The organism is Alcanivorax sp. UBA3183, from assembly GCF_002364155.1.
Taxonomy (GTDB): Bacteria; Pseudomonadota; Gammaproteobacteria; order Pseudomonadales; family Alcanivoracaceae; genus Alcanivorax; species Alcanivorax jadensis.
The window spans coordinates 135,545-157,136 of record NZ_DEXN01000039.1; the positions used below are offsets into that span (position 1 = coordinate 135,545).

The following is a 21,592-nucleotide window of genomic DNA, read 5'->3' on the forward strand; positions in this document are numbered from 1 at the left end:
GAGCCTAAGGCGAACTGCACCGACCCAGCGTTTGATGGTGCAGTTCGCCTTAGGCTCAGTGCACCCTACAGGAGTTAGTCTAAACGCAAGAGGCCGCGCTCAACGGTTGGACGCGGCCTCTTTGCCTTCCTTTTGCTAGGCGTCAATCCGCGACGCTGTCAACTTTCAACTGTTCACTGTCAACTGAACTAGAACCGTGCCTGCATGCTCAACCAGTAGCTGCGGCGGGCATCCTTGTTGTTGTAGTCGTCAAAGTAAACCGGCTCGAAGCCACCCATGCCGTCGTCTTCAAATGCGGTGTCATAGGTAGTGAAGTCCTCGTCCAGCAGGTTGTTAACCCGGGCGGTAAAGGTGAGTGTGTCATTCATGGCCCAACGTGCACCCAGGTGGAAGATTTCATAATCTTTCCAGTACTCGCCGCCGCTGGAATCGGTGTTGAGACCGCTGCGACCAAAGCCGCGGAAACGGTCGTGACGCCCTGCCATGGTCAGGTACATGCCGAAAGTCTGAGTGGTCTGCCAGTCCAGGGTGGCATTGACCATGTGCTTGGCGGTGCCGGTCAGCGGGTAGCCTTTCTGGTCTCCACTCTTCTGTTCGCTGTCGATATAGGTGTAGTTCATTTTCAGCGCCCAGCGCGGCAGGAACTGGTAACGACCGGCCACTTCCACACCCTTTATTTCCGCCTTGTCCACGTTCACCGGCTGAGTGACGATGCCGCCCAGGGAGTCATAGGCGCCCAGATCCACACAGGGTTTCTGCCCACCGTTGGCAGAACACAGCGCGCTGTCCTGGCGCACAATCTTGTCTTTAAAATCGTTCTGGAAATAGGTCACGTTGAAGTTATGACGATTGACGCTCTCCCAGTAAAGGGCGATTTCGGAGTTAACGCTGGTTTCCGGCTCCAGGTCCGGATTGCCCACCCAGGGCAGCGTGCCCTGGCGGCCGAACCCGGTAATCCCTGAATACAGATCGGTAGTCTTGGGCGTCTTGTAGCCGGTACTGACGCCCCCCTTCACGGTCCAGGCGGGCGTCAGTTCATAAACACCATAAAGGCGTGGGCTGAATTGATCGCCAAAGGTTTCATGGTTGTCGTAACGGACACCGGCGGTAAGCGTAAAAGGGTCCACCGGGGTCCAGTTATCCTCGGCAAACAGGGCCCACAGGTTGTGGTCGGAAATCCGGCCGCTACGCCCCTCCTCCAGACCAAGCACGCCATCTTCCAGCTCGCCACGAATCACCTGGGTACCCAGCACCGCAAAGTGCTGATCATTCACCGGTAATTCCAGCTTGCCATCCAGACGCCACTCCCGGCTTTCCAGGGTGCGCGCCGGGCGCGGCAGGAAGGCCGCTTCCAGTTCCTGATCCGTGGCCCCGTTGCTAACCATCTGGTCATACTGGTCACGCTCCGCCGCCGTCAGCGGCAAGGTGCGGCCCTTGTTGTTAGTCGCCAGGTGCGTCAGGGAAACGGTGCTGTAGCCGATATCCCAGTCCCCTTCATGGGTCAGCGCCACCTGGTCACGGGTGAATTCCTGATTCTTGGCATAGCCGGCCATGGGCAGGCGGTCCACGCTGTCCTGGGTACCGACCTGACTCTTGTCATTGTTGTACACCTGCTCGGACTGATCGTAATCCAGCGAGATTCGCTGGTTGTCCACTGGCGTCCAGCGCAGGGTGAAGCCACCGGCAATGTCCTTGTTGCGCACAGTACGGCCACCACCGCCAAAACCCAGCTCCCGATCGACAACCGTTCCATCCGGCGCAATGGCGGGATCAAACTGCGGATCGGATGCCTGCTGGTCATAGATACTGCCACGCAGGGCCAGACCCAGCTTGCCGGGCACCAGCGGGCCGGAAACGTACAGGTCGGTGGTCACGTCATTACCGAACTCGCTCTGTTCCTGAAAGGTGCCGCCCACGGTAATACTGGCCGCCGGCTGGTCGAAGTTCTTCTTGGTAATGATATTGATCACCCCACCCATGGCATCGGCACCATAGAGCGTGGACGCCGGACCACGGATCACCTCGATGCGCTCAATGGCATCCATGGGCGGAATATGGTTGAACTGGTTGCCGCCGAAGTTGTTCGGGTAGATGTCACCATGATTATTCTGGCGACGACCGTCGATCAGGATCAGGGTGTAATCCGAGCCCATACCGCGCATGGATACGGAGGCCTGGCCGGTCTTGTCGCGGGTTTCTCCCACATCCACCCCTTCCAGTTCACGTACGGCATCCACCACCGAGGTAAACGGGCGACTGTGCAGCTCCTGCTCACCAATCACGGAAATGCTGGCCGGGGCCTCAGTGATCTTCTGTTCGAAACCGGCAGCGGACACCACATTGATCGCTTTCAGCTCATGGCTTTGCCCGTTTTGCTCAGCCACCGCCGGTGCTGCCGTGACGGCCAGGGTCAAGGCTGCCAGCAAGGCACGCCGTGGTAGTGCTACCCGAATCATTGTCATTACATCCCCCGTTCGTTCCGTTAATCGGTATAGAAGCGGCGGCATTCTTCTGTTGTTGAGAATCAATATCAAACAATAATAAATCTCAAAATGGTAAAGATTGTAAGGCTCCAGCATTTGCGGGAACTTCCGGGGAGCCTCATGGCAGCCGGGCCTATGCCGTGATACTCCGCCTTGGCCGCTGGCGCCGGATTCCCGGTCCCGATGGTCATACCCTGCTCGTTGACCGTTACATTGAGCACTGATACATTCGATAAACTTGACGTCGTCCAGATTTCGCGTCACCACCCTTCAGGAGAGCCTTATGACAACCACAACCACGGTGACCAGCCAGGGGGTCAATCTGCAGGTCTATACCTTTGGCGACAGCAACAAGGTGCCGGTGGTACTGGTTCATGGTTACCCTGACAATCACAGTGTCTGGCAACCCGTGGCGGACCGGCTGGCGAAGAAGTACTTCGTGATCAGCTACGATGTACGCGGTGCCGGTGCCTCCGAGGCACCGCGTAAGCAGGCGGATTACCGCATGAGCCTGCTGTCGGCGGATCTGGCGGCGGTGGTGGACGCCACCATTCCCGGGCGGGATTTTCATCTGGTGGGACACGACTGGGGCTCCATCCAGAGCTGGGAATCGGTCACCGCCGACGGGCCGCTCAAGACACGGATCAAGTCCTACACCACCATCTCCGGCCCCTGCCTGGATCACATGGGCCACTGGATGCGCCGGCGCACCCTGAATCTGTCTCCTTCTGCCAAGACCAAGGTGTTCAAGCAGGCACTCAGTTCCTGGTACATCGGTTTCTTTCACTTGCCGGTACTGGCCCCTGGAGCCTGGCAGGGTGGCCTGGACAAGCTCTGGCCTCGCTATCTGAAACACCGCGAGAATGTGCAGGAGCCGGAAGCCAACCCCACCCAGGGCAAGGACGGCAAGCACGGCGTGCAGCTGTATCGCGCCAATTTCCGCAACAAGCTGATCAACCCGCAAGCCCGACACGCCGCCTGCCCGGTGCAACTGATCGTACCCACCCGTGACAACTACGTGGGTACCCAGCTTTTTGAAGACCTGCACGAGTGGGTGGACGCGCTGTACCGCCGGGATATCAACGCCAACCATTGGGTACCGCTGAGCCACCCGGACACCATCGCCACCTGGATTGGCGAGTTCGTGGCCGGGGTGGAAAGCGGCAAGATGCCCGGTGCCCTGCAGCACGCCCGCGTTCGCCCGGAAAGACTGAGCCTGCCGCTGTACGGCAAGACCGTCGTCATCACCGGCGCAGGGTCCGGCATTGGCCGGGCCACCGCCCTGCGCTTTGCCGCTGAAGGCGCCGACCTGGTGTGCGTGGATATCAATGAGGACAGTGCCAATACCACCGCCGATCAGGCCCGCGAACGGGGCGCAGCCGCCTGGCCACGCAAGGTGGATGTGGGCTCGGCCCAGGCCATGCAGCGCCTGGCCAATTGGGTGGAAAAAGAATTGGGCGGTGCGGACATCGTGGTCAACAACGCCGGCATCGGCATGGCCGGCGGCGTGCTGGAAACCTCCACCAAGGACTGGGATCGCCTTCTCAAGGTCAATCTGTGGGGAGTGATCCATGGCTCGCGATTGTTTGCCCGGCAGATGATTGATGGCCACCGCAAGGGCCACATCGTCAACGTGGCCTCTGCCGCCGCCTTCGCCCCCAACCGCAAGCTGGCCGCCTACTCCACCAGCAAGGCCGCTGTGCACATGCTCAGCGAATGCCTGCGTGCAGAGCTGGCCGAACACCATATCGGCGTCACCTCGATTTGCCCCGGCTTTGTCGCCACCGGCATTGCCAACAGCACCGTGTACGCCGGGCTCAGCGACGAGCAACAGGCGGAAAAACGCGCCAAGGCCGACGCCCTGTACAAGCGCCGCAATTTTTCCCCGGACCAGGTGGCCGCCGCCATCTTCGATGCGGTGCAAAGCAACCCGGCCCTGTCCCTGGTGGGGGCCGAAGCCTGGACCACCCGACTGCTCAGCCGCTTTGCCCCGGTATTGTCCCGGCAGGTAGCGCGCCTGGACATTACCGCCTGAATTGATGACGTGTTGACCATAACAACGGGAGAACAACAGCCATGAACAGCCCTGTGCGCCATCAACTGAAAGCCCGCCGAGTGCAGTTCGATTTCGACAATACGCCACTGCACTGGCTCAAGGATGATCCGTTTTCCACCCATATCATCAACGGTATCCACCTGCTGCTGCCCGCCGGGGAACTGTGGTTCTGCCGGGTCTACAACCAGGCACTGCCGCTGGTCAGTGACGATCAGTTACGCGCCGACGTGGAAGGGTTTATTCGCCAGGAAGCGGTGCATTCCCGCGCCCACAGCAAGGCCCAGCTCTACCTGGAACGTCACGGGCTGAGCGTGGATGACTATGTGCAACGGGTGGAATGGCTGTTCGGTACCTTCCTGGGGGAGGCGCCCTTCGGGCTGAAAGTGCTGCAGCGCAAGGCGATCCAGAAACAGTGGTTGGTACTGCGGGTAGGGCTGATCGCCGCCATCGAGCACTTCACCGGCGTGCTGGGTCAGTGGGCCATGGACAACGACACCTGGGAGCAGAACGGCGACCCGGCCATGGTGGACCTGTTCAAGTGGCACCTGGCCGAAGAAGTGGAACACCGTACCGTGGCGTTCGACCTGTTCGAGCACCTGTGCCAATCACAGTTGGGTTTCTACGTGAGCCGCCAGGCACTGATGGCCATCGTCTTTCCGCTGTTCATCTACTTCATTTCCGAAGGGGGTCGCAGCCTGGCCCGTCAGGACCCGGACCCCAGCGTGCGCAAAATGGGCCGCACCCTGATACCGCAATTGCTGATGCAACTGGAACAGACCGGCAAACGCACCGAGAACGTGCCCACCTTCACCTTCCTGGTCAACGCCACCCTGCGCTGGTTGTCTCCCCGCTTCCATCCGATCCACGAAGGTGACACGGAACAGGCGCTGGCATACCTGGCACGCTCACCTGCAGCAAAAGCAGCGGCGGTGCACTGATTATTTCACCACAGAGGGCACAGAGTTCACTGAGGAAAACCCTCTTCCCTCAGCGACCCTGATCTGTAGTTATGTTGTTTTTTAACGCTGTTGATCGCCGCGCCAATCACGTCGTGGCGCGACAAGCAAAACCCGTTTCACCACAAAACCACAGAGCTCACCCTCTTTCCTCGGTGAACTCTGTGCCCTCTGTGGTAAAAATGCTATTCATCCAGGTCTGCTATCGCGCCGCCTAACCGTAGGGCACAGAGCCCGACGCGCCTACCGATCGCCTTTACATCGGCACCTTGTCGAACCAGGGTGCCGCCTCTTCCAGCTGCCCGGCCAGCGCCAGCAGCTTGCCTTCATCGCCATGGCCACCGACGAACTGGGACCCCAGCGGCAAACCCGGTTTTCCTGAAGAAGAGTCGCACCAGTGCAACGGCACCGACATGGCCGGTACCCCGGTGACATTGGCGAACTGGGTGAAGGGCATGTACTTGAAATTTTCCATGGCCATCTGCTCGATCATGCCGGTCTTCATCAGCAGTTTTTCACCGCCCACCTTGAGCAGCATTTTCAGGGCACTCTGCTGCCAGCCCGGTGTAGCCATTTCTCCAATGCGTGCCGGGGGCATGGCCAGCGTCGGTGTCAGCCAGAAATCATACTGCTCCAGGAAGGTATCCAGCGCGATCATGTACTGCTGCCAGCGCGTCTGACATTTCACGTATTCATGGGCAGGCGTCGCGCGCCCAAAGGCGGCGATGGCCAGCGTATCCAGCTCGAACCCATCGTCACCACAACCGGTCAGCGCCCTCACTTCATCCACCTCGGCGGCACACTGACCGAACCATACGGAGAGCCAGTCCATGCACATCTGCTTGGCATCCATCTGCGGCTCGGCCTCGACCACCTCGTGGCCTAGGTCCCGTAGCAGGGCCACGGTTTTCTCCACGGCTTTTACGGCTTCCGGATCCACCGGGGTGCCCAGCGGCGACGCTGTGGAAAAACCGATCCGCATTGTCCCGGGGCGGGATGCCGCAGCCACCTGATAGGGCTGCGCCGGCGGTGCGATATGGAACAGGCTGCCGCGCTCATCCCCGTGAGTGAGGTCCAGCAAGAGCGCGCTGTCACGCACCGAACGGGTCAGCACATGGTTCACCGCAATGCCGTGCATGGCTTCGGTAAAGGTGGGCCCCCAGGGCGTGCGTCCGCGACCGGGCTTGAGACCGAACAGGCCGCAGCAGGCCGCCGGGATGCGGATACTGCCACCCCCGTCATTGGCGCCCGCTACAGGCACCACCCCGGATGCCACCATGGCGGCAGAGCCACCGGACGAACCACCGGGGGTATGATCCGGATTCCAGGGGTTGCGGGCCGGACCATAGGAATCCGGCTCGGTGATACCCTTGGCGCCGAACTCCGGGGTATTGGTGCGCCCGAAGGGCACCAAACCAGCGGCCTTCCAGCGGGCCACCAGGGTGGAATCCTGGTCGGCGCGAATGTCGTTTTTCTTGCGCGCCTTGTTGCCCTGATAGCTGGGCGCGCCAGCCATTTCCTGGAACAGGTCCTTCACCAGCATGGGCACCCCGGCCAGCGGACCCGTCAGCGGTGCTGCCGCCCGTTCCCGGGCCTGCTCATAGAGAGGAATGATCAGCGCATTCAGGGAGGGGTTGACCTGCTCCGCCCTGGCGATGGCTGTCTCCAGCAACTCGCTGGCAGCGACCTCGCCCTTACCCACCAGCTCCGCCAGCCCCATGGCATCAAATTGGCGATATTCCTCGAACTTCATGCGTGTGCTCTCCCGAAAACGTTATCGTTTTTGCGACAGTCGCAAGGCGACAATCCGGTTACTGTGGCATAGTCTGCCCTGCCAAGTGGGCCAAAGCTTGTGTGTTTACGTTGTAGGGGCAAAGCATGAAAGCGATCGGTTTCAATCAACCCAGAACCATTGATGATGTGCACGCGCTGGAGGATATCCAGCTGGACCTGCCGGCTTCCGGCCCCCGGGATCTGCTGGTGTCTGTACAGGCGGTATCCGTGAACCCCATCGACACCAAACTGCGCCAGCGTCCGGTGGACCAGGGCGGCTATCGGGTACTGGGATTTGATGCCGCCGGGGTGGTTGAGGCAGTGGGCGCCGAGGTGAAGAATTTTCAGGCAGGCGACCGAGTCTGGTATGCCGGCGCCCTGCAGCGTCAGGGCAGCAATGCCCAATACCAGTGTGTGGACGAGCGCCTGGTGGCAAAAAAACCGGACAGCCTGGGCATGCAGGAAGCGGCCGCCCTGCCACTGACGGCCATTACCGCCTGGGAAGCGCTGGAAGACCAGCTCGGTTTCCGGCCCGGCGACTGTGAAGGGAAAAGTCTGCTGGTGATCGGCGGCGCCGGTGGCGTGGGCTCCATCGCCATCCAGCTAGCCGCCCACCATTTCGGACTGACCGTGATTGCCACCGCCGGGCGCGACACCTCCGCCAACTGGTGCCAGGCCATGGGCGCCCATCAGGTGGTGGACTACCGCAAGGAACTGCTGCCGCAACTGGAGTTGCTCGGCCCCCCCCAGGTGGACGGCATCCTGGTCACCCAGAGTCTGGACGAATACTGGCACAGCGCCTGCCAGGCGGTGGCCCCGTTCGGTGGCATCTGCGCCATCGTCGATGCCCGTGCCCCCCTGGACCTGAACCCCCTGAAACCAAAAAGCGCCCGCTTCTGCTGGGAGTTCATGTTCACCCGCGCCATGTTCGCCGCCACCATGCAACGCCAGGGCGACATCCTCGACCAGCTGCGCACCCTGGTAGACAGCGGCACCATCCAGACCACCCTCAGCGAGGGCCTGGGCCCGATCAATGCCGACAACCTGAAGACCGCTCACCGCAAACTGGAGAGTGGGCAGACGATTGGCAAGTTGGTGTTGGCGGGATGGGAAAGTAGTTAACAGTTAACATTGAATAGTTAACAGCGACGCGATTTGTTTGTGCTGTTTTTTTCAACGCAAGAGGCCGCGCTCAAACCATGGGCGCGGCCTCTTGCGTTACAGATCAAACCTCTCTTTTCACGCGCAACAGTTAACTCCCCACCACTCCCCCATCATCCCGGGTAATCACCACTGTTGCCGAGCGGGGTCGGGCGTCAGGGCATCACCGATGGACAGGCGCTGCCGGCCGGCAAGGCTTCCAGGGTGGTCAGGCAAAGAATCGGTTGGCGGGCCAGGGTCCGGTCCAGCAGCGCCGGCCAGGCCTGCGGGTTGGCCATTGGCCGCGGCAGCTTATAGCTGGGCAAAGCCTTCCAGCCACCGTCTTTATGCTCGGCCAGCACAAACTGAAAGGGGTGCAAACCCGGTACCCCCAGGCGAATATCCGTGACCAGTAACTGGTCTGGCCCGGCTTCCACATCGATGAACCCCCTGGTAAACCAGGCCAGCTTGCGCCCCGCCGGCACCTGCATGGCCTCGGCATAGTCCTGCGGCGAGCGGGGGAAGGTTTCAACCGTCAGGGCATCGCCGCTATCCAGCACCCCGGTGACAATCTCCAGTCGCTGCTGCTCACCCAGCACCGTTACCCGCCACAGCAGGGTCGAAAACGGCATGGGCTGCACCAGGCGGGGCGCCTGATCCAGCCCCCGCTCCGCCAGCACTGGCATGACCCGCTGTGTCATCCATTGCTGGGCCATCATACTCCAGCAAAGATACAGGGAAGACAGCGTCAGCCCGGTGGCCAGCGCCGTCCTGGCCGGCGGCCGCCACAGGGCCCACAACACAGCAAACAGCAACGGCAGGGTATAAAGCGGATCAATGATGAAGATGCTGCTGATTGCCACCGGATCACCCAGCGGCCAGAACAGGCGGGTGCCATAGGTGGTAAAGGAATCCAGTAACGGGTGGGTCAGCAGACACAGACCGGTGAAGGCCCACCAGCGCCACAGGCTGATGGCCGGACGCCAGCGCTGAAGTACCCAGGCCAGCAACAACGAGGCGGGTAGCAACACCAGCAGGGAATGGCTGAAACCGCGATGCTCGGTGAAGTTGGCCACCGCATCGCCATAGTCGATAAGAACATCCAGGTCGGGCAAGGTGCCCAACAAGGCACCACCCAGTAATGCCGAGCGCCCCAGCGTGCGGCCCATGACCGCACCGCCCACCGAGGCACCCAGAACAACCTGCGACAAGGAATCCATCAATACGCCCCTGGCAAAATCAGTATTCTAGCTGTGACATCGCCAGCAGACCGTCAAGATGGATGCGACGATCAGACGCCCCACAAGCCCTTGAGGCTATTCAGCACCTGACCGGTGACGCCTTTGTCACCGAGAAAGCCGAGAATTTTCGGCGCGAACTGGCTGACCATCTCCGGGCTCATACCCAGCGCGCCGAACGCCTTGGTGACACCCTGCATGCTGGAAATATTGCCCAGCATGGACGACGCCACACCACCGCCTTCTCCGCCGCCAAGCAGGGATTCCAGCCCCGGCACCTTGTTAAGGACACCGCTGAACTGGTCACCGGACAGGTTGCTTTGTGCCATGGCCAGCAAGGCACCGGCACCGCCTGCGGCCTGCTGACCGGACACGTCCAGGTCCGTGGACAGGGAATCGACCAGTGCCTTGGCTTCACCGGAAACGGCCATGCCGCCATTGACGCTATCCAGCGTGCTGTTGGCAGAGTCACCCGCCTTGTTGATGCCATCGTTGGCTGTCTCGGACGCCTTGTTGATGCCCGCATCGGCGCTCTCGGAAGCCTTGTCCACCGCCGCATTGGCGGAGTCCGTCATCTTCTTCAGATCGAAAGCCTGCGCCGGAGACGCCAGCACCAGACAGAAGGACACACCCAAAACCCCGATTCGAAACGTATTCATACCTGCTCCTTGATGATTGATTGCACTTCCTTGCTCCTGTAGCAGCGACAAACCTTACCGGCTCCGGGACATCAGGACCAACAGTTTATGGCAAGCCTATGACCCGTCCGGCAAACATTTTTCCAGTAGCTGCAGCAACTGTTTACGCTCCACCCCATCCAGGTTCTGCAGCAGCGAGGCAAACGCCTGCTCGCGGATTCGCTGCCCGTTGCTGACCAGCTTGGCGCCCTGCTCGGTGAGAAACAAACGCACCCGACGATGAACTGGCAGTAACGCTCTCAGTCTTCCGGTACGTTGTAATGAAAACGCGGCAGATGCCACTGATAACGAATCGCCAGCAGGCGCACCATAAAGCCTGCCGCCAACGTCACCGCCGTGGCCAACCAGACCGGCGACTGCCAGTGCAATAACAGCAGATACAGGCAGGCTGCCCCCAGCGAAACCACCGCATAAAGCTCTTTCTGGAACACCAGCGGCACCCGGTTACAGAGCAGATCGCGAATCACCCCGCCAAAGATGCCGGTAATCAGCCCGGACAAAATCGCCACCGGCGCTGCCAATCCCATATCCAGCGCCACCTTCACGCCGATCACGGTGAACACCATCAGGCCCATGGCATCCAGGATCAGAAACAGCATCCGCAAGCGGCGCATCAACGGTGCCACCCAGGTGGTGACCAGGGCCGCCATGGCAGTCAGTGCCAGATACTCCGGATGGGCCACCCAGACCAGGGGATAATGCCCCAGCAGCACATCACGAATCGAACCACCGCCCATGGCGGTGACGCAGGCCACCATCACTACACCGAACAGATCCATGCGCAGGCGCCCCGCGGCCAGGGCACCGGTCATGGCTTCGGCGGTGATGCCGATCAGATAGAGGGTTAACAACATGCGTAGAGACTCCGACTATTCAGGCCATGATGCCTGAATCCTGGCCGCGATGAATTCGACCTTGGTGACTGGCGCCACCCTGGGGAGTCCCTGAATACCGGGTAGACGCCGGCTCAGTCCTGCGGCGTCAGGCGGATGGATTGCTTGTCGATGACGATGCGGCGTTCTTTATAAAGCCCACCGATGGCCTGCTTGAAGGCGTTCTTGCTGCAACGGAAAGTGGCAAAGATAGCTTCCGGGCTGCTCTTGTCACCCAGCGGCAGTTCGCCACCGGCGGCTTCCAGGGCAGCCACAATCTGCTCACTCAAGCCTTCGCTCTTCAACGCTCCGGGGGGGTTCAGTGACAGGCTGATCTTGCCGTCCTCGCGCAGGCGCTGGACATAGCCGGTAACCCGCTGACCCGGCCGCAGCGGCGCGCGCAACTCCTGCTTGGCAATCATGCCCCAGGAGCGGTTATCCACCACCATCTTGTAGCCCAGATCGGTGGCATGGGCCGCCACCAGAGACACCTCGTCACCTTGCTGGTAATCGTCGCTGGTATCGTCCAGAAAGCGGTCCAACTGGGCACTGACCAGCAGCCGCCCTTCCCGGTCAGTGGTGATCATCACCAGTACCCAGTCTCCCTCGCGCACCGGCCCCTTCTGCTCGGCGAAGGGCAGCAGCAGGTCTTTGGGCATGCCCCAGTCCACAAAGGCCCCCACCTTGCTGGTGGAGACCACTTTCAGGGACGCCACCTGACCATGCTGAGCGCGAGGGGCACGCAGGCTGGCCATGGGCCGACCCTGACCATCGCTGTATAGAGTGACCAGCACACTATCGCCGGGGCCCAGATTCTGGCCTTCCACTTCCCGGGACGGCAACAGCACCTCCCCCAACGAACCGCCATCCAGTAGCAGCCCGTTATGGATCGGTTTGAGAATTTCCAGGGAGTGGCGAGCGCCAAGAGTGGGAGATGCGGTCATGGTTCGGGCCTGGTTGTTGTAAGGGTGCGGGTCGCTGTGGGTGTGCGCTCATGTTTCAGGTTCGATTTTGTGAAACCTGTCGAGTTCTGGAATTCCTGATCGCCCTGCGGGCGATTTCCTTGCTACGCAAGGTTCGCGGCTCAAGCGCCGCTCCTACAGTGGCTTCGTAGGAATACCGAGGTCCTAGGAACTTTCCAGACCATTTCAACCCAATCGAGCGTAGCTCGTAGCTGGCGCTGCGCGCGCTACCACATCAGGTCGTCGGGGATCGGGAAGTCCTTGTAGGGGTCATCCTCGTCCACGGCGTTATTGCCTCGCTCGTTCAGCAGCAGTACCGCAGACTCCTCACGCTGGCGAATCTTTTCTGCCACTACCGTGGGCACCAGCTCATAGCCGTCGCCCAGGGCCACAATGGCGATCTGGCCACGCTCAAGCTGAGCCTGTTGCTTGGCGGTGACCCAGGCCTTCTTGATCTTCTTGTCCTGCACAAACTGGTAGGCCACATCGCCACGCTGTCGATCCAGACGACTCTGTTCGATCATCTGTTTGATCTGGGCGGCGATTTCCTTTTTCTCGCGCTCCGCCTTGCGGGCGGCTTCACGCTGGCGATCCGATTCGGCCTTTTCCTCGCGCTGGCGTCGGGCCCGCTCGGCCGGGTCCTCCAGCTCAATCTCGCCACGCTTGGCTTGGTTGGCTTCCTGGCGTTTTTGTTGCTTGGCGCGACGGGCCTTCTTCTGGTCCGCCAGACCGGCTTTCATCAATTGTTCTTGCAGGGAATTGGCCATCTTGCTCTCCGAACTCAACGGCGATTCTGGGTTAACGGGGACGCAGGCGGCACCCCCAGCAGCGGCTGGGCACGGTGGAACCGGGCATCGTAGCCAGGCTGCCAGGGGAACACGCCCTTGGTATCGGGCCACACCATCTGCAGTGCCGGGTACGGCGCAGGCAGGCTCTGGTAGAACCAGTTGGCGAAGCCCAGGTATTCCTTGTAATGCGGGAAGGCCACCGGCAGAAACATGACTTCCAGGCCATCGGCGATATCGTTATACAGGCGATATGGCTGATAGGGCTTGTTCAGACCACGAATCCGCACGGCGGCACTGTCCAGCAGGCGGCTCGCCAGGGAATCCTTGAGCCCCAGCACGATCAGTTCCGGGTGATTCAGATTGAGGAAATGCCCCACACTGAACGTGAAACCAGGCTGACCATCGCCACCGGCCACCGCAAAATGGTGCCATCCCTTGCGCTGGATATCCGCCAGCAGGTCTTTGTCTTGTGCATCTTCCGGTGCCGGGTAGCGGAACGTCCCGGGCATTTCATCTAGAAACATAGGTCACTGTCAGCAGGAGCAGGGCCTAACCTGCCGAGCCCCGGCGAATGAATCGTCATTGTTGTGGGCATGGTACCAGAATCCCTGTGGACTTGGTGACACCCTTGTAGACCTGCAATACTGACCTTTCACTCACTAGCAGGAGTTTCCATGAAACGCATCAGTCTCCTGGCAGCCGGTTTACTGGCCGCCCCCCTGGCCTGGTCTGCACCAGGTATTGCCGTTTATGGCGGCGGTTATAGCTGGGACACCGAGTTTGAGGGCACAGTGGCCTCCGGTGGTGAAGATATCCGCATGCAGGATGATCTGGGCTTTGATGAAGCCAACCAGCAGGTACTCTATCTCGGCGTGGAACATGCCGTACCGTTGATTCCCAATGTGCGGGTGCGCAGCCTGGATCTCTCAGATGACGCCAGTAATCGCCTGCAACGCAACATTACCTTCAATGGCCGGACATTTTTGGCTACCACCGAGGTCGCAACCGATATCGATCTGGATATCCTCGACGGCACGCTCTACTACACACCGCTGGATAATGCCCTGAAAGTGAATCTGGGGGTGACCGTCCGCAAGATCGAGGGCAGCATCAACCTGGACAACCTGCTGGTCAGCACCACCAAGAACTTCGACGAGACCCTGCCCATGCTGCATGCCTCTGGCCGACTCAACCTGCCGGTGCCTGGCGTCTATGTCGGTGGCGAGATCGATACGATCAGCTACGACGGCAACACCTTGCGGGATCTGACCGCTCGTATCGGCTGGCGTTCGGATTTCCTGCTTGGCGTGGAGCTGGGCTACAAGCACATGGACCTGAAGCTGGATGATGTCAGCGACCTGGATGCGGACCTGGATATGGGCGGCCCCTATCTGGCGGCCTCACTGAGTTTCTAACGGACTGTCACCGACAAGGCATTGACCCTGGCCTCTGCAGAGGCAGGGACAATGCCTCTCTCAGTTAAGTCTGGTTACTCGCTACCAGCGCGCTCAGCGGGTTGTGCACTCCCCTCGCTTTCCTGTTCTGCCATCTGCACCAGTCGCGCGTCCTTCTGCGCCCACAGATCACTGACCCACTGCTGCATTTCTGCCCGGAAAACCGGGTCTTCCTGATAATCGCTACGCCATAGCGCCGGCTCCAGGGGGCGAGTCTGTACATCCACCACGACCCGATCCACCCGGCCGCATAACAAATCCCAGAACCCCGGTGGCGCCCCTGCCGGATAGAGGATGGTCACATCCAGTATGGCATCCAGATTGTCACCCAAAGCGGCCAGCACAAAGGCCACACCACCAGCCTTGGGCTTGAGAAGATGCCGGTAGGGGGACTGCTGGTTATCATGCTTGGCAGCAGTAAAGCGGGTGCCTTCCAGAAAGTTCACCACCGTCACCGGTATGCCCTGGAATTTTTCACAGGCCTGCCGGGTGATCTCCAGATCCTTGCCTTTGAGGTGGGGGTATTTCTCCAGAAACGCCTTGCTGTAGCGTTTCATGAAGGGGTAATCCAGCGCCCAGAATGCCAGCCCCAGAAACGGCACCCAGATCAGCTCTTTCTTGAGGAAGAACTTGAAGTAAGGCGTCTGGCGATTGAACGCCTGAATCAACGCAGGGATATCCACCCAGGACTGATGGTTGCTGACCACCAGATAAGAGGTGTCACCGCGCAAATCCTCCACACCACGAATCTCCCACTGGGTGGGTGTCATCAACGCAAAGATGGCCTTGCAGATCTCGGCCCAGGTTTCCGCGATAGCCATGACTACCGAGGAACAGATCTGGCGTGCCCGCGAGCCTGGCAGAATCACCTTGAGTAGCGCCACCAGCATCATGGGGCCAATCAGTATCAGAGTATTGAGCAGCAATAATAGTGCGGTGATAACGCCCGTGATCGTGGCAGCCATGACGATGCTCCTACTCTTTTTCCTCTCAGAGAGTGTATTAAACCCGGTTCTCGCCATCACGCAAGTCTGTGTACCCGTCCCGGTTGTCGACAGCTTGAGACTGTCGATAACCGGGACACAAAAAAACGGCACGCTGTTGAGCGTGCCGCTTTTTGTTCACCGGTAAAAAGCGCTACTCGCCTTTACGCTCCACGGCCATCTGGTCCACGTTCTGGAATCCACGTGGCAACTTGGCGCCACGGCGGCCCCGCTCCCCGTAGTAGTGCTCCAGATCGCTGGCCTTGAGAGTCAAATGACGTTTGCCGGCATGGATGGTGAGCGCATCCTGCGGCCCCAGCACCTGCATGTCCTGCACAAACTCAACCCGATCCGCCACCCGCGCGCCAGGGATGGACATCATCTTGTTGCCCTTGCCCCGTGCCATTTCTGGCAATTCCTTCACCGGGAACACCAGCAGACGGCCCTCGTTGGAAACCAGCGCAATCAGATCATCGTCGGTGGAGGCAATCGGTTTCGGCGGCAGAACCTTGGCCCCCTTGGGTACCGACAGCACCGTCTTGCCCGCCTTCTTGTTGGCCAGCAGATCCCCGTAGCGCACCACGAAACCGTAACCGGCATCGGTGCTCATCAGATAGGCATCCTTGTCCTTGCCCATCACCGCTGCCATGAAGCTGGCCCCGGACGGAGGACTGACCCGACCGGACAGGGGCTCGCCCTGACCACGGGCACTGGGCAGGGTATGGGCCGGCAGGGAATAACTGCGACCGGTGCTGTCGATAAAGCACACCGGCTGATTGGACTTGCCCTGGGCCGAGGCCTTGTACTTGTCCCCAGCCTTATAGCTGAGGCCGGCCACATCGACCTCATGGCCCTTGGCAGAACGCACCCAGCCCTTCTCGGACAGCACCACGGTCACCGGATCGGCGCTGACCAGATCGGTTTCATCCAGAGCCGACGCTGCATCACGTTCTACCAGCGGCGAACGACGGTCGTCGCCGTACTTGTCGGCGTCTTCCTGCAGTTCCTTGGCCACCAGTTTTTTCATTTTCGCCATGGAGCCCAGAGTGGTTTCCAGGTACTCACGTTCTTCGTTGAGCTCGTCCTGCTCGCCACGGATCTTCATTTCTTCAAGCTTGGCCAAATTGCGCAGCTTCAAGTCGAGAATGGCTTCTGCCTGGCGATCGGAAATCCCGAAGCGCTCCATCAGTACCGGTTTGGGTGCGTCTTCGGTGCGGATGATATGAATCACTTCATCGATATTAAGGAAGGCTACCAGCAGACCTTCCAGGATGTGCAGACGTTCCAGCACCTTGTCGAGACGGTGCTGCAGACGCCGGCGCACGGTGACCATGCGGAACTGCAGCCACTCGTTGAGAATCATATCCAGGCTTTTTACCTGCGGCCGGCCATCAATGCCGATCATGTTCAGGTTCACCCGATAATTTTTTTCCAGATCCGTGGTGGCAAACAGATGGCTCATCAACTGGGCAGTATCCACCCGGTTGGAACGCGGCGTAATCACCAGACGCGTGGGGTTTTCGTGATCCGATTCGTCGCGCAGATCACTGACCATGGGCAGCTTTTTCTTCTGCATCTGGTCGGCGATCTGTTCCAGCACCTTGGCGCCGGACACCTGGTAGGGCAAGGCAGTCACAACGATGTCACCTTCCTCGCGCTCATACACGGCACGCTGCTTGAGCGACCCCTTCCCTTCCGCATACATGCGGATGATGTCGTTCTGGGAAGTAATCACCTCCCCCTCGGTGGGGAAGTCCGGCCCCTTGATGTACTGCATCAGGTCGTCCAGTGACGCACCCGGGTCCTTGAGAAGATGAATACAGGCGTTGGCCACTTCACGCAGGTTGTGCGGCGGAATATCGGTGCTCATGCCTACCGCGATACCGGTAGTGCCGTTGAGCAACACATTGGGCAAACGCGCCGGCAGCAGCTTGGGCTCGTCCATGGTGCCGTCAAAGTTGGGCACCCATTCCACCGTGCCCTGGCCCAGCTCGGCAAGCAGCACTTCCGCATAAGGAGCCAGCTTGGATTCGGTATAACGCATGGCAGCAAACGACTTCGGGTCATCTGCACTCCCCCAGTTACCCTGACCATCCACCAGCGGATAGCGATAACTGAATGGCTGCGCCATCAGCACCATGGCCTCGTAACAGGCAGAGTCACCATGGGGGTGATATTTACCCAGTACGTCACCTACGGTACGCGCGGATTTCTTGTACTTGGAGGTTGCCTTCAGCCCCAGCTCACTCATGGCGTAAACAATACGCCGCTGCACCGGTTTCAGACCGTCACCAATATTGGGCAAGGCCCGATCAAGAATCACGTACATGGAATAATCCAGGTACGCTTTTTCGGTGTATTCCCTTAGGGGAAGACTTTCAAATTCATCAGCCATTTGTTCAATGCCTTCTTATTTACCCAGCACCGGTAAGTGCCGATAGGCCATACATTCTTTTCGGCGCAAGGAGTTGCAAGTTTCAAGTTGAAAGTTACAACGCGAGGCCGTGTCGTTGTTCGCTGGACGGTATGCGTTTCGCGCTGGCCATTAACGATGGTTCGCGTGCACGACCTTGCCGGCTTGTACGTTTTGTTCCGCGCCTTGCAACTTGAAGCTTTCAACTTGCCACTCAAATCTCCGCCAGATTACCTTTCTCTTCCAGCCAGATTTTGCGATCGGAGGCGCGCTTCTTGCTCAGCAACATATCCATAAGCTGGTGGGTGTCGTCGCCGCCGGTCACATCCAGGCGCACCAGTCGGCGGGTATCTCGCGCCATGGTGGTTTCACGCAATTGCAGCGGGTTCATTTCACCCAGGCCCTTGAAGCGGGTGACGTTGACCTTGCCGCGCTTCTTTTCCGCCTTGATACGGTCCAGCACGCCTGCACGCTCTTCCTTGTCCAGGGCATAGTAAACCTCCTTGCCCACGTCGATGCGGTACAGCGGTGGCATGGCCACAAACACATGGCCGTTTTTCACCAGTGCCGGGAAGTGGCGCAGGAACAGAGCACAGATCAGGGTGGCGATATGCAGGCCGTCGGAATCCGCATCGGCAAGGATGCACACCTTGCCGTAACGCAGGGCGCTCAGATCATCGCTGCCCGGTTCAATACCCAGTGCCACGGCGATATCGTGAATTTCCTGGCTGCCCAGCACTTCGGCGGAGTCCACTTCCCAGGTGTTCATGATCTTGCCGCGCAGAGGCATGATGGCCTGGTAGACCCGGTCCCTGGCCTGCTTGGCAGAACCGCCCGCCGAGTCCCCTTCCACCAGAAAGATTTCACTCTGGGAAGGATCATCGCTGGTACAGTCGGCCAATTTGCCGGGCAATGCCGGGCCACTGGTGACTTTCTTGCGGGTGACTTTCTTGGCAGCGCGCAGACGCTTCTGGGCGTTGTTGATGCACAGGTCCGCCAGCTTCTCTGCCTCGTCGGTGTGCTGATTCAACCACAGGGAGAAGGCATCCTTGACCACACCAGACACGAACGCGGCGGTCTGCCGGGAGCTGAGACGCTCCTTGGTCTGGCCGGCGAACTGCGGGTCCTGCATCTTGACGCTGAGCACATAGGCAACCCGGTCCCAGATATCTTCCGGGGTCAGTTTGACGCCACGGGGCAACAGGTTGCGGAATTCACAGAACTCGCGCATGGCTTCCAGCAAGCCAGAGCGAAGACCGTTTACATGGGTGCCGCCCTGGGGGGTGGGAATCAGGTTAACGTAGGATTCCTGCACCAGCTCGCCGCCTTCCGGCAGCCACATCACCGCCCAGTCCACCGCTTCGGTTTCCGCACTCATGGCGCCATTGAAGGGTTCACCCGGTACCCGCTCCCAGCCACGGCCGGATTCCAGCAGGTATTCGATCAGACCATCAGCGAATTGCCAGGTATCCGTTTCACCGCTGACCTGGTTGTCCAGGGTGACCAGCAATCCCGGGCACAACACCGCTTTGGCGCGCAGCAAATGCTTGAGTCGGGAAACGGAAATCTTCGGTGAATCGAAATACTTGGCGTCTGGCCAGAAACGCAGAATGGTACCGGTGTTGCGTTTGCCAACAGTGTCGACCACTTCCAGGTCACTGCGTTTTTCGCCGTCACCGAATTCCATCCGGTGCAGCTGGCCGTCCCGCTTCACCAGAATTTCCAGCTTGGTGGACAGGGCATTGACGACGGACACGCCTACGCCATGGAGACCACCGCTGAACTGGTAGTTGTTGTTGGAGAACTTGCCGCCGGAATGCAGCGTGGACAGGATCACTTCCACCCCGGGCTTCTTCTGCACCGGGTGCATGTCCACCGGCATGCCGCGGCCATCATCTTCCACTTCCACGCCACCATCTTTCAGCAGGGTGACCTTGATGGATTTGGCATGACCGGCCAGGGCTTCATCCACCGAGTTGTCGATGACTTCCTGGGCCAGGTGGTTGGGGCGGGAGGTATCGGTGTACATCCCCGGACGCTTGCGCACCGGGTCGAGGCCCGACAACACTTCAATATTTTCGGACGTATACGTATTGGCCATAGAGTTTCCAGAAGCGCCAGACGCATGACGCCAGACGCTGAACGCTTGGCAGGATCAAGCGTCTGGCGTCTGGCCTCGGGCATCAGGCGTGTATTTCAATACCACAAAACCGCAGTATCAGCGGAATGAAGGCGTCAAAGTTATCAAAGCCGTGGCTGCCACCCAAGCCGCAATAGCGGTGGCAGTCCCCGTAATAGTCCCAGCCGTCTTCCCAGTCGAGGGTTTCATCGCCGGTCTGGGTGAGCAGAAGCAGGTTTTCCGGCTGGCTGATGGCCGGCACTTCATAGCGCTTCAGCTCGTCCAGCCAGGCCGGGTTGAATTCCCAGGCCTCGCCAGTGTGATAGTTATGCTGGATACCTGTGTATTTGTCCAGTAGTCGCCAGGGTCGAACGGCAGGATTTACGATTACCGCCTGCAAATCATGATGCTCAGCCAGCCAGGTGGCATAGAAGCCCCCCAGGGATGAGCCCAGCAACGCCACCGGCCCGGCCCCGGCAATCACCGCATCCAGCTCCGCCATGGCCGCCTTGGGCTCCACCGGCAGCGCGGGCACGTGCAACCGCTCAGGACAGCCAGCGCGTTCGAACACCTCTCGCAACAGGCCCGCCTTGTGGGACGCTGGGGAGCTGTTGAAGCCGTGAACGTAGATGAGAGAGGTTTCGGGAACCGACATGATGAAGAGCCAATTGATAATTGAGAATGGATAATTGATGACGAAAGAGCCTCTCAGGCCCCGGACAAGTTGTCCATTATCAATTCAGGATTCGAGGTTTTTAGTTATCAATTATCCATTTTCAATTAATCAGTAGCCCTTTACCGAGAAGTCCACCTCAAAGGTAATCCCCTCCACCCGGCTGACGGCGGTGTCAATGCGGCCGTCCGGGTACAGGTCCAGCCAGCGATAGCCGGGGTTGCTGTCGTCCACGGCGAAGTCTTCGCTTTTCGGTTTGAACTGCACGCAGGTGCTGGGCACGGCCAGCAGGCGCACGCCGTTGCGCAGGTCATCATATTCCTGGTGCACATGGCCCCAGATGATGGCGCGCACACGGGGGTGGCGGTCGATGACGGCGAAAAACTGCTCGGCACTACCCACCACCTGGGTGTCCAGCCAGGCACACTCCATCGGCACCGGATGGTGATGCAGACACACCATCAGGTGTTCACCTCGGGCGTTGGCCAGAGCGTCATCCAGAAATTTCAGGTCTTCGTCAAACAGGTCGCCAGGGACTTCACCGGGGATGGTGGAGTCGAGCATGATGATGGTCCAGTTACCAATCTCCAGCACACAGGGACTGATCCGCTCGCGATGGCAATCCAGGGCCTGGAGCATGGGGGCGGGCTTGTCGTGATTGCCTTCCAGCCAGTACACCGGCGCAGGGAAGCCGGAAAGAGCCTGCTCCAGCCGCTGATACGACTCGAAGGAAGCATCCTGAGACAGATCTCCGGTGGCCAGAATCAGGTCCGGGCTGGGCTGCTCACCACGGATCAGCTCCAACACCTTATCCAGACTGAACTGGGTATTCAGGCCCAACAGCTTGCCTTGTGTATCGGCAAACAGATGGCAGTCTGATAACTGCACCACTCGAAGGGGCTGCAACTGCTGCGTCAAGATCCCCGCTCCCGTCCTCGATTTATTATTCCCGTTTGGGAGGCACCGAATGCTCTCCCGAGCATT

18 protein-coding genes are annotated in these 21,592 nt (G+C 59.8%); 4 read left to right on the forward strand and 14 right to left on the reverse strand.

Annotation, left to right across the window (positions count from 1 at the left end):
• Positions 1-188: 188 nt before the first annotated feature.
• Positions 189-2,462 carry a TonB-dependent receptor domain-containing protein gene (locus B3Q33_RS12520; protein ID WP_273009094.1) on the reverse strand — a complete coding sequence of 758 codons (2,274 nt, stop codon included), beginning with the start codon at positions 2,460-2,462 and terminating at the stop codon, positions 189-191.
• 304 nt (positions 2,463-2,766) lie between these two features.
• Here B3Q33_RS12520 and B3Q33_RS12525 point away from each other — a divergent pair, with 304 nt between their 5' ends.
• Together B3Q33_RS12525 and B3Q33_RS12530 are read left to right on the forward strand one after the other, a co-directional pair.
• The gene (locus tag B3Q33_RS12525) at positions 2,767-4,518 is read left to right on the forward strand and encodes an SDR family oxidoreductase (RefSeq protein ID WP_273009096.1); all 1,752 of its coding nucleotides are present in this window, start codon (positions 2,767-2,769) and stop codon (positions 4,516-4,518) included.
• A 41-nt stretch (positions 4,519-4,559) separates the two neighbouring features.
• Positions 4,560-5,477, forward strand: coding sequence for a metal-dependent hydrolase (locus tag B3Q33_RS12530; protein ID WP_273009098.1), 918 nt, complete (start codon positions 4,560-4,562; stop codon positions 5,475-5,477).
• Positions 5,478-5,751: 274 nt separating this feature from the next.
• Here B3Q33_RS12530 and B3Q33_RS12535 read toward each other — a convergent pair whose 3' ends face one another.
• On the reverse strand, positions 5,752-7,248 hold the full coding sequence (locus B3Q33_RS12535) for an amidase (protein ID WP_273009101.1): 1,497 nt from the start codon (positions 7,246-7,248) through the stop codon (positions 5,752-5,754).
• A gap of 125 nt (positions 7,249-7,373) precedes the next feature.
• Between B3Q33_RS12535 and B3Q33_RS12540 the strand changes: the two genes are divergently transcribed.
• A complete protein-coding gene (locus tag B3Q33_RS12540; protein ID WP_273009103.1) occupies positions 7,374-8,390 on the forward strand; it encodes a zinc-binding alcohol dehydrogenase family protein in 1,017 nt (338 codons plus the stop codon).
• A 194-nt stretch (positions 8,391-8,584) separates the two neighbouring features.
• Here the strand turns inward: B3Q33_RS12540 and B3Q33_RS12545 are convergent, their stop codons facing one another.
• The 7 genes from B3Q33_RS12545 to B3Q33_RS12575 all read right to left on the reverse strand — a co-directional run bounded on the left by B3Q33_RS12545 (position 8,585) and on the right by B3Q33_RS12575 (position 13,490).
• A complete protein-coding gene (locus B3Q33_RS12545; RefSeq protein ID WP_035250511.1) occupies positions 8,585-9,628 on the reverse strand; it encodes a metal-dependent hydrolase in 1,044 nt (347 codons plus the stop codon).
• Between the two features lie 71 nt (positions 9,629-9,699).
• Positions 9,700-10,305, reverse strand: a complete 606-nt coding sequence (locus B3Q33_RS12550) for a DUF2780 domain-containing protein (RefSeq protein ID WP_035250508.1) — start codon at positions 10,303-10,305, stop codon at positions 9,700-9,702.
• Positions 10,306-10,401: 96 nt separating this feature from the next.
• A complete protein-coding gene (locus B3Q33_RS12555) occupies positions 10,402-10,557 on the reverse strand; it encodes a hypothetical protein (RefSeq protein ID WP_156964926.1) in 156 nt (51 codons plus the stop codon).
• 26 nt (positions 10,558-10,583) lie between these two features.
• Positions 10,584-11,198 (reverse strand): trimeric intracellular cation channel family protein, encoded by a 615-nt coding sequence (locus B3Q33_RS12560; protein ID WP_035250505.1) that lies wholly within the window; start codon positions 11,196-11,198, stop codon positions 10,584-10,586.
• Between the two features lie 113 nt (positions 11,199-11,311).
• The gene (locus B3Q33_RS12565; RefSeq protein ID WP_035250502.1) at positions 11,312-12,160 is read right to left on the reverse strand and encodes a CvfB family protein; all 849 of its coding nucleotides are present in this window, start codon (positions 12,158-12,160) and stop codon (positions 11,312-11,314) included.
• A gap of 245 nt (positions 12,161-12,405) precedes the next feature.
• Positions 12,406-12,945: a DUF2058 domain-containing protein gene (locus tag B3Q33_RS12570; protein WP_035250499.1), complete on the reverse strand. Its 540-nt coding sequence runs from the start codon at positions 12,943-12,945 to the stop codon at positions 12,406-12,408.
• A 14-nt stretch (positions 12,946-12,959) separates the two neighbouring features.
• Positions 12,960-13,490, reverse strand: a complete 531-nt coding sequence (locus tag B3Q33_RS12575; RefSeq protein WP_035250498.1) for a DUF4262 domain-containing protein — start codon at positions 13,488-13,490, stop codon at positions 12,960-12,962.
• A 150-nt stretch (positions 13,491-13,640) separates the two neighbouring features.
• Between B3Q33_RS12575 and B3Q33_RS12580 the strand changes: the two genes are divergently transcribed.
• Positions 13,641-14,381 carry a TIGR04219 family outer membrane beta-barrel protein gene (locus tag B3Q33_RS12580; RefSeq protein WP_035250496.1) on the forward strand — a complete coding sequence of 247 codons (741 nt, stop codon included), beginning with the start codon at positions 13,641-13,643 and terminating at the stop codon, positions 14,379-14,381.
• Positions 14,382-14,455: 74 nt separating this feature from the next.
• On the opposite strand, the gene B3Q33_RS12585 is transcribed toward B3Q33_RS12580, so the two are convergent.
• From B3Q33_RS12585 to cpdA, 5 genes are all read right to left on the reverse strand, one after another.
• Positions 14,456-15,385 (reverse strand): acyltransferase, encoded by a 930-nt coding sequence (locus B3Q33_RS12585; protein ID WP_035250494.1) that lies wholly within the window; start codon positions 15,383-15,385, stop codon positions 14,456-14,458.
• Between the two features lie 172 nt (positions 15,386-15,557).
• On the reverse strand, positions 15,558-17,798 hold the full coding sequence (parC, locus tag B3Q33_RS12590; protein WP_035250492.1) for a DNA topoisomerase IV subunit A: 2,241 nt from the start codon (positions 17,796-17,798) through the stop codon (positions 15,558-15,560).
• 232 nt (positions 17,799-18,030) lie between these two features.
• Positions 18,031-19,917 carry a DNA topoisomerase IV subunit B gene (parE, locus tag B3Q33_RS12595; protein WP_035250490.1) on the reverse strand — a complete coding sequence of 629 codons (1,887 nt, stop codon included), beginning with the start codon at positions 19,915-19,917 and terminating at the stop codon, positions 18,031-18,033.
• 82 nt (positions 19,918-19,999) lie between these two features.
• Positions 20,000-20,590, reverse strand: coding sequence for a YqiA/YcfP family alpha/beta fold hydrolase (locus B3Q33_RS12600; protein ID WP_035250489.1), 591 nt, complete (start codon positions 20,588-20,590; stop codon positions 20,000-20,002).
• Positions 20,591-20,719: 129 nt separating this feature from the next.
• Positions 20,720-21,526: a 3',5'-cyclic-AMP phosphodiesterase gene (cpdA, locus tag B3Q33_RS12605; RefSeq protein ID WP_035250488.1), complete on the reverse strand. Its 807-nt coding sequence runs from the start codon at positions 21,524-21,526 to the stop codon at positions 20,720-20,722.
• Between the last annotated feature and the right edge of the window lie 66 nt (positions 21,527-21,592).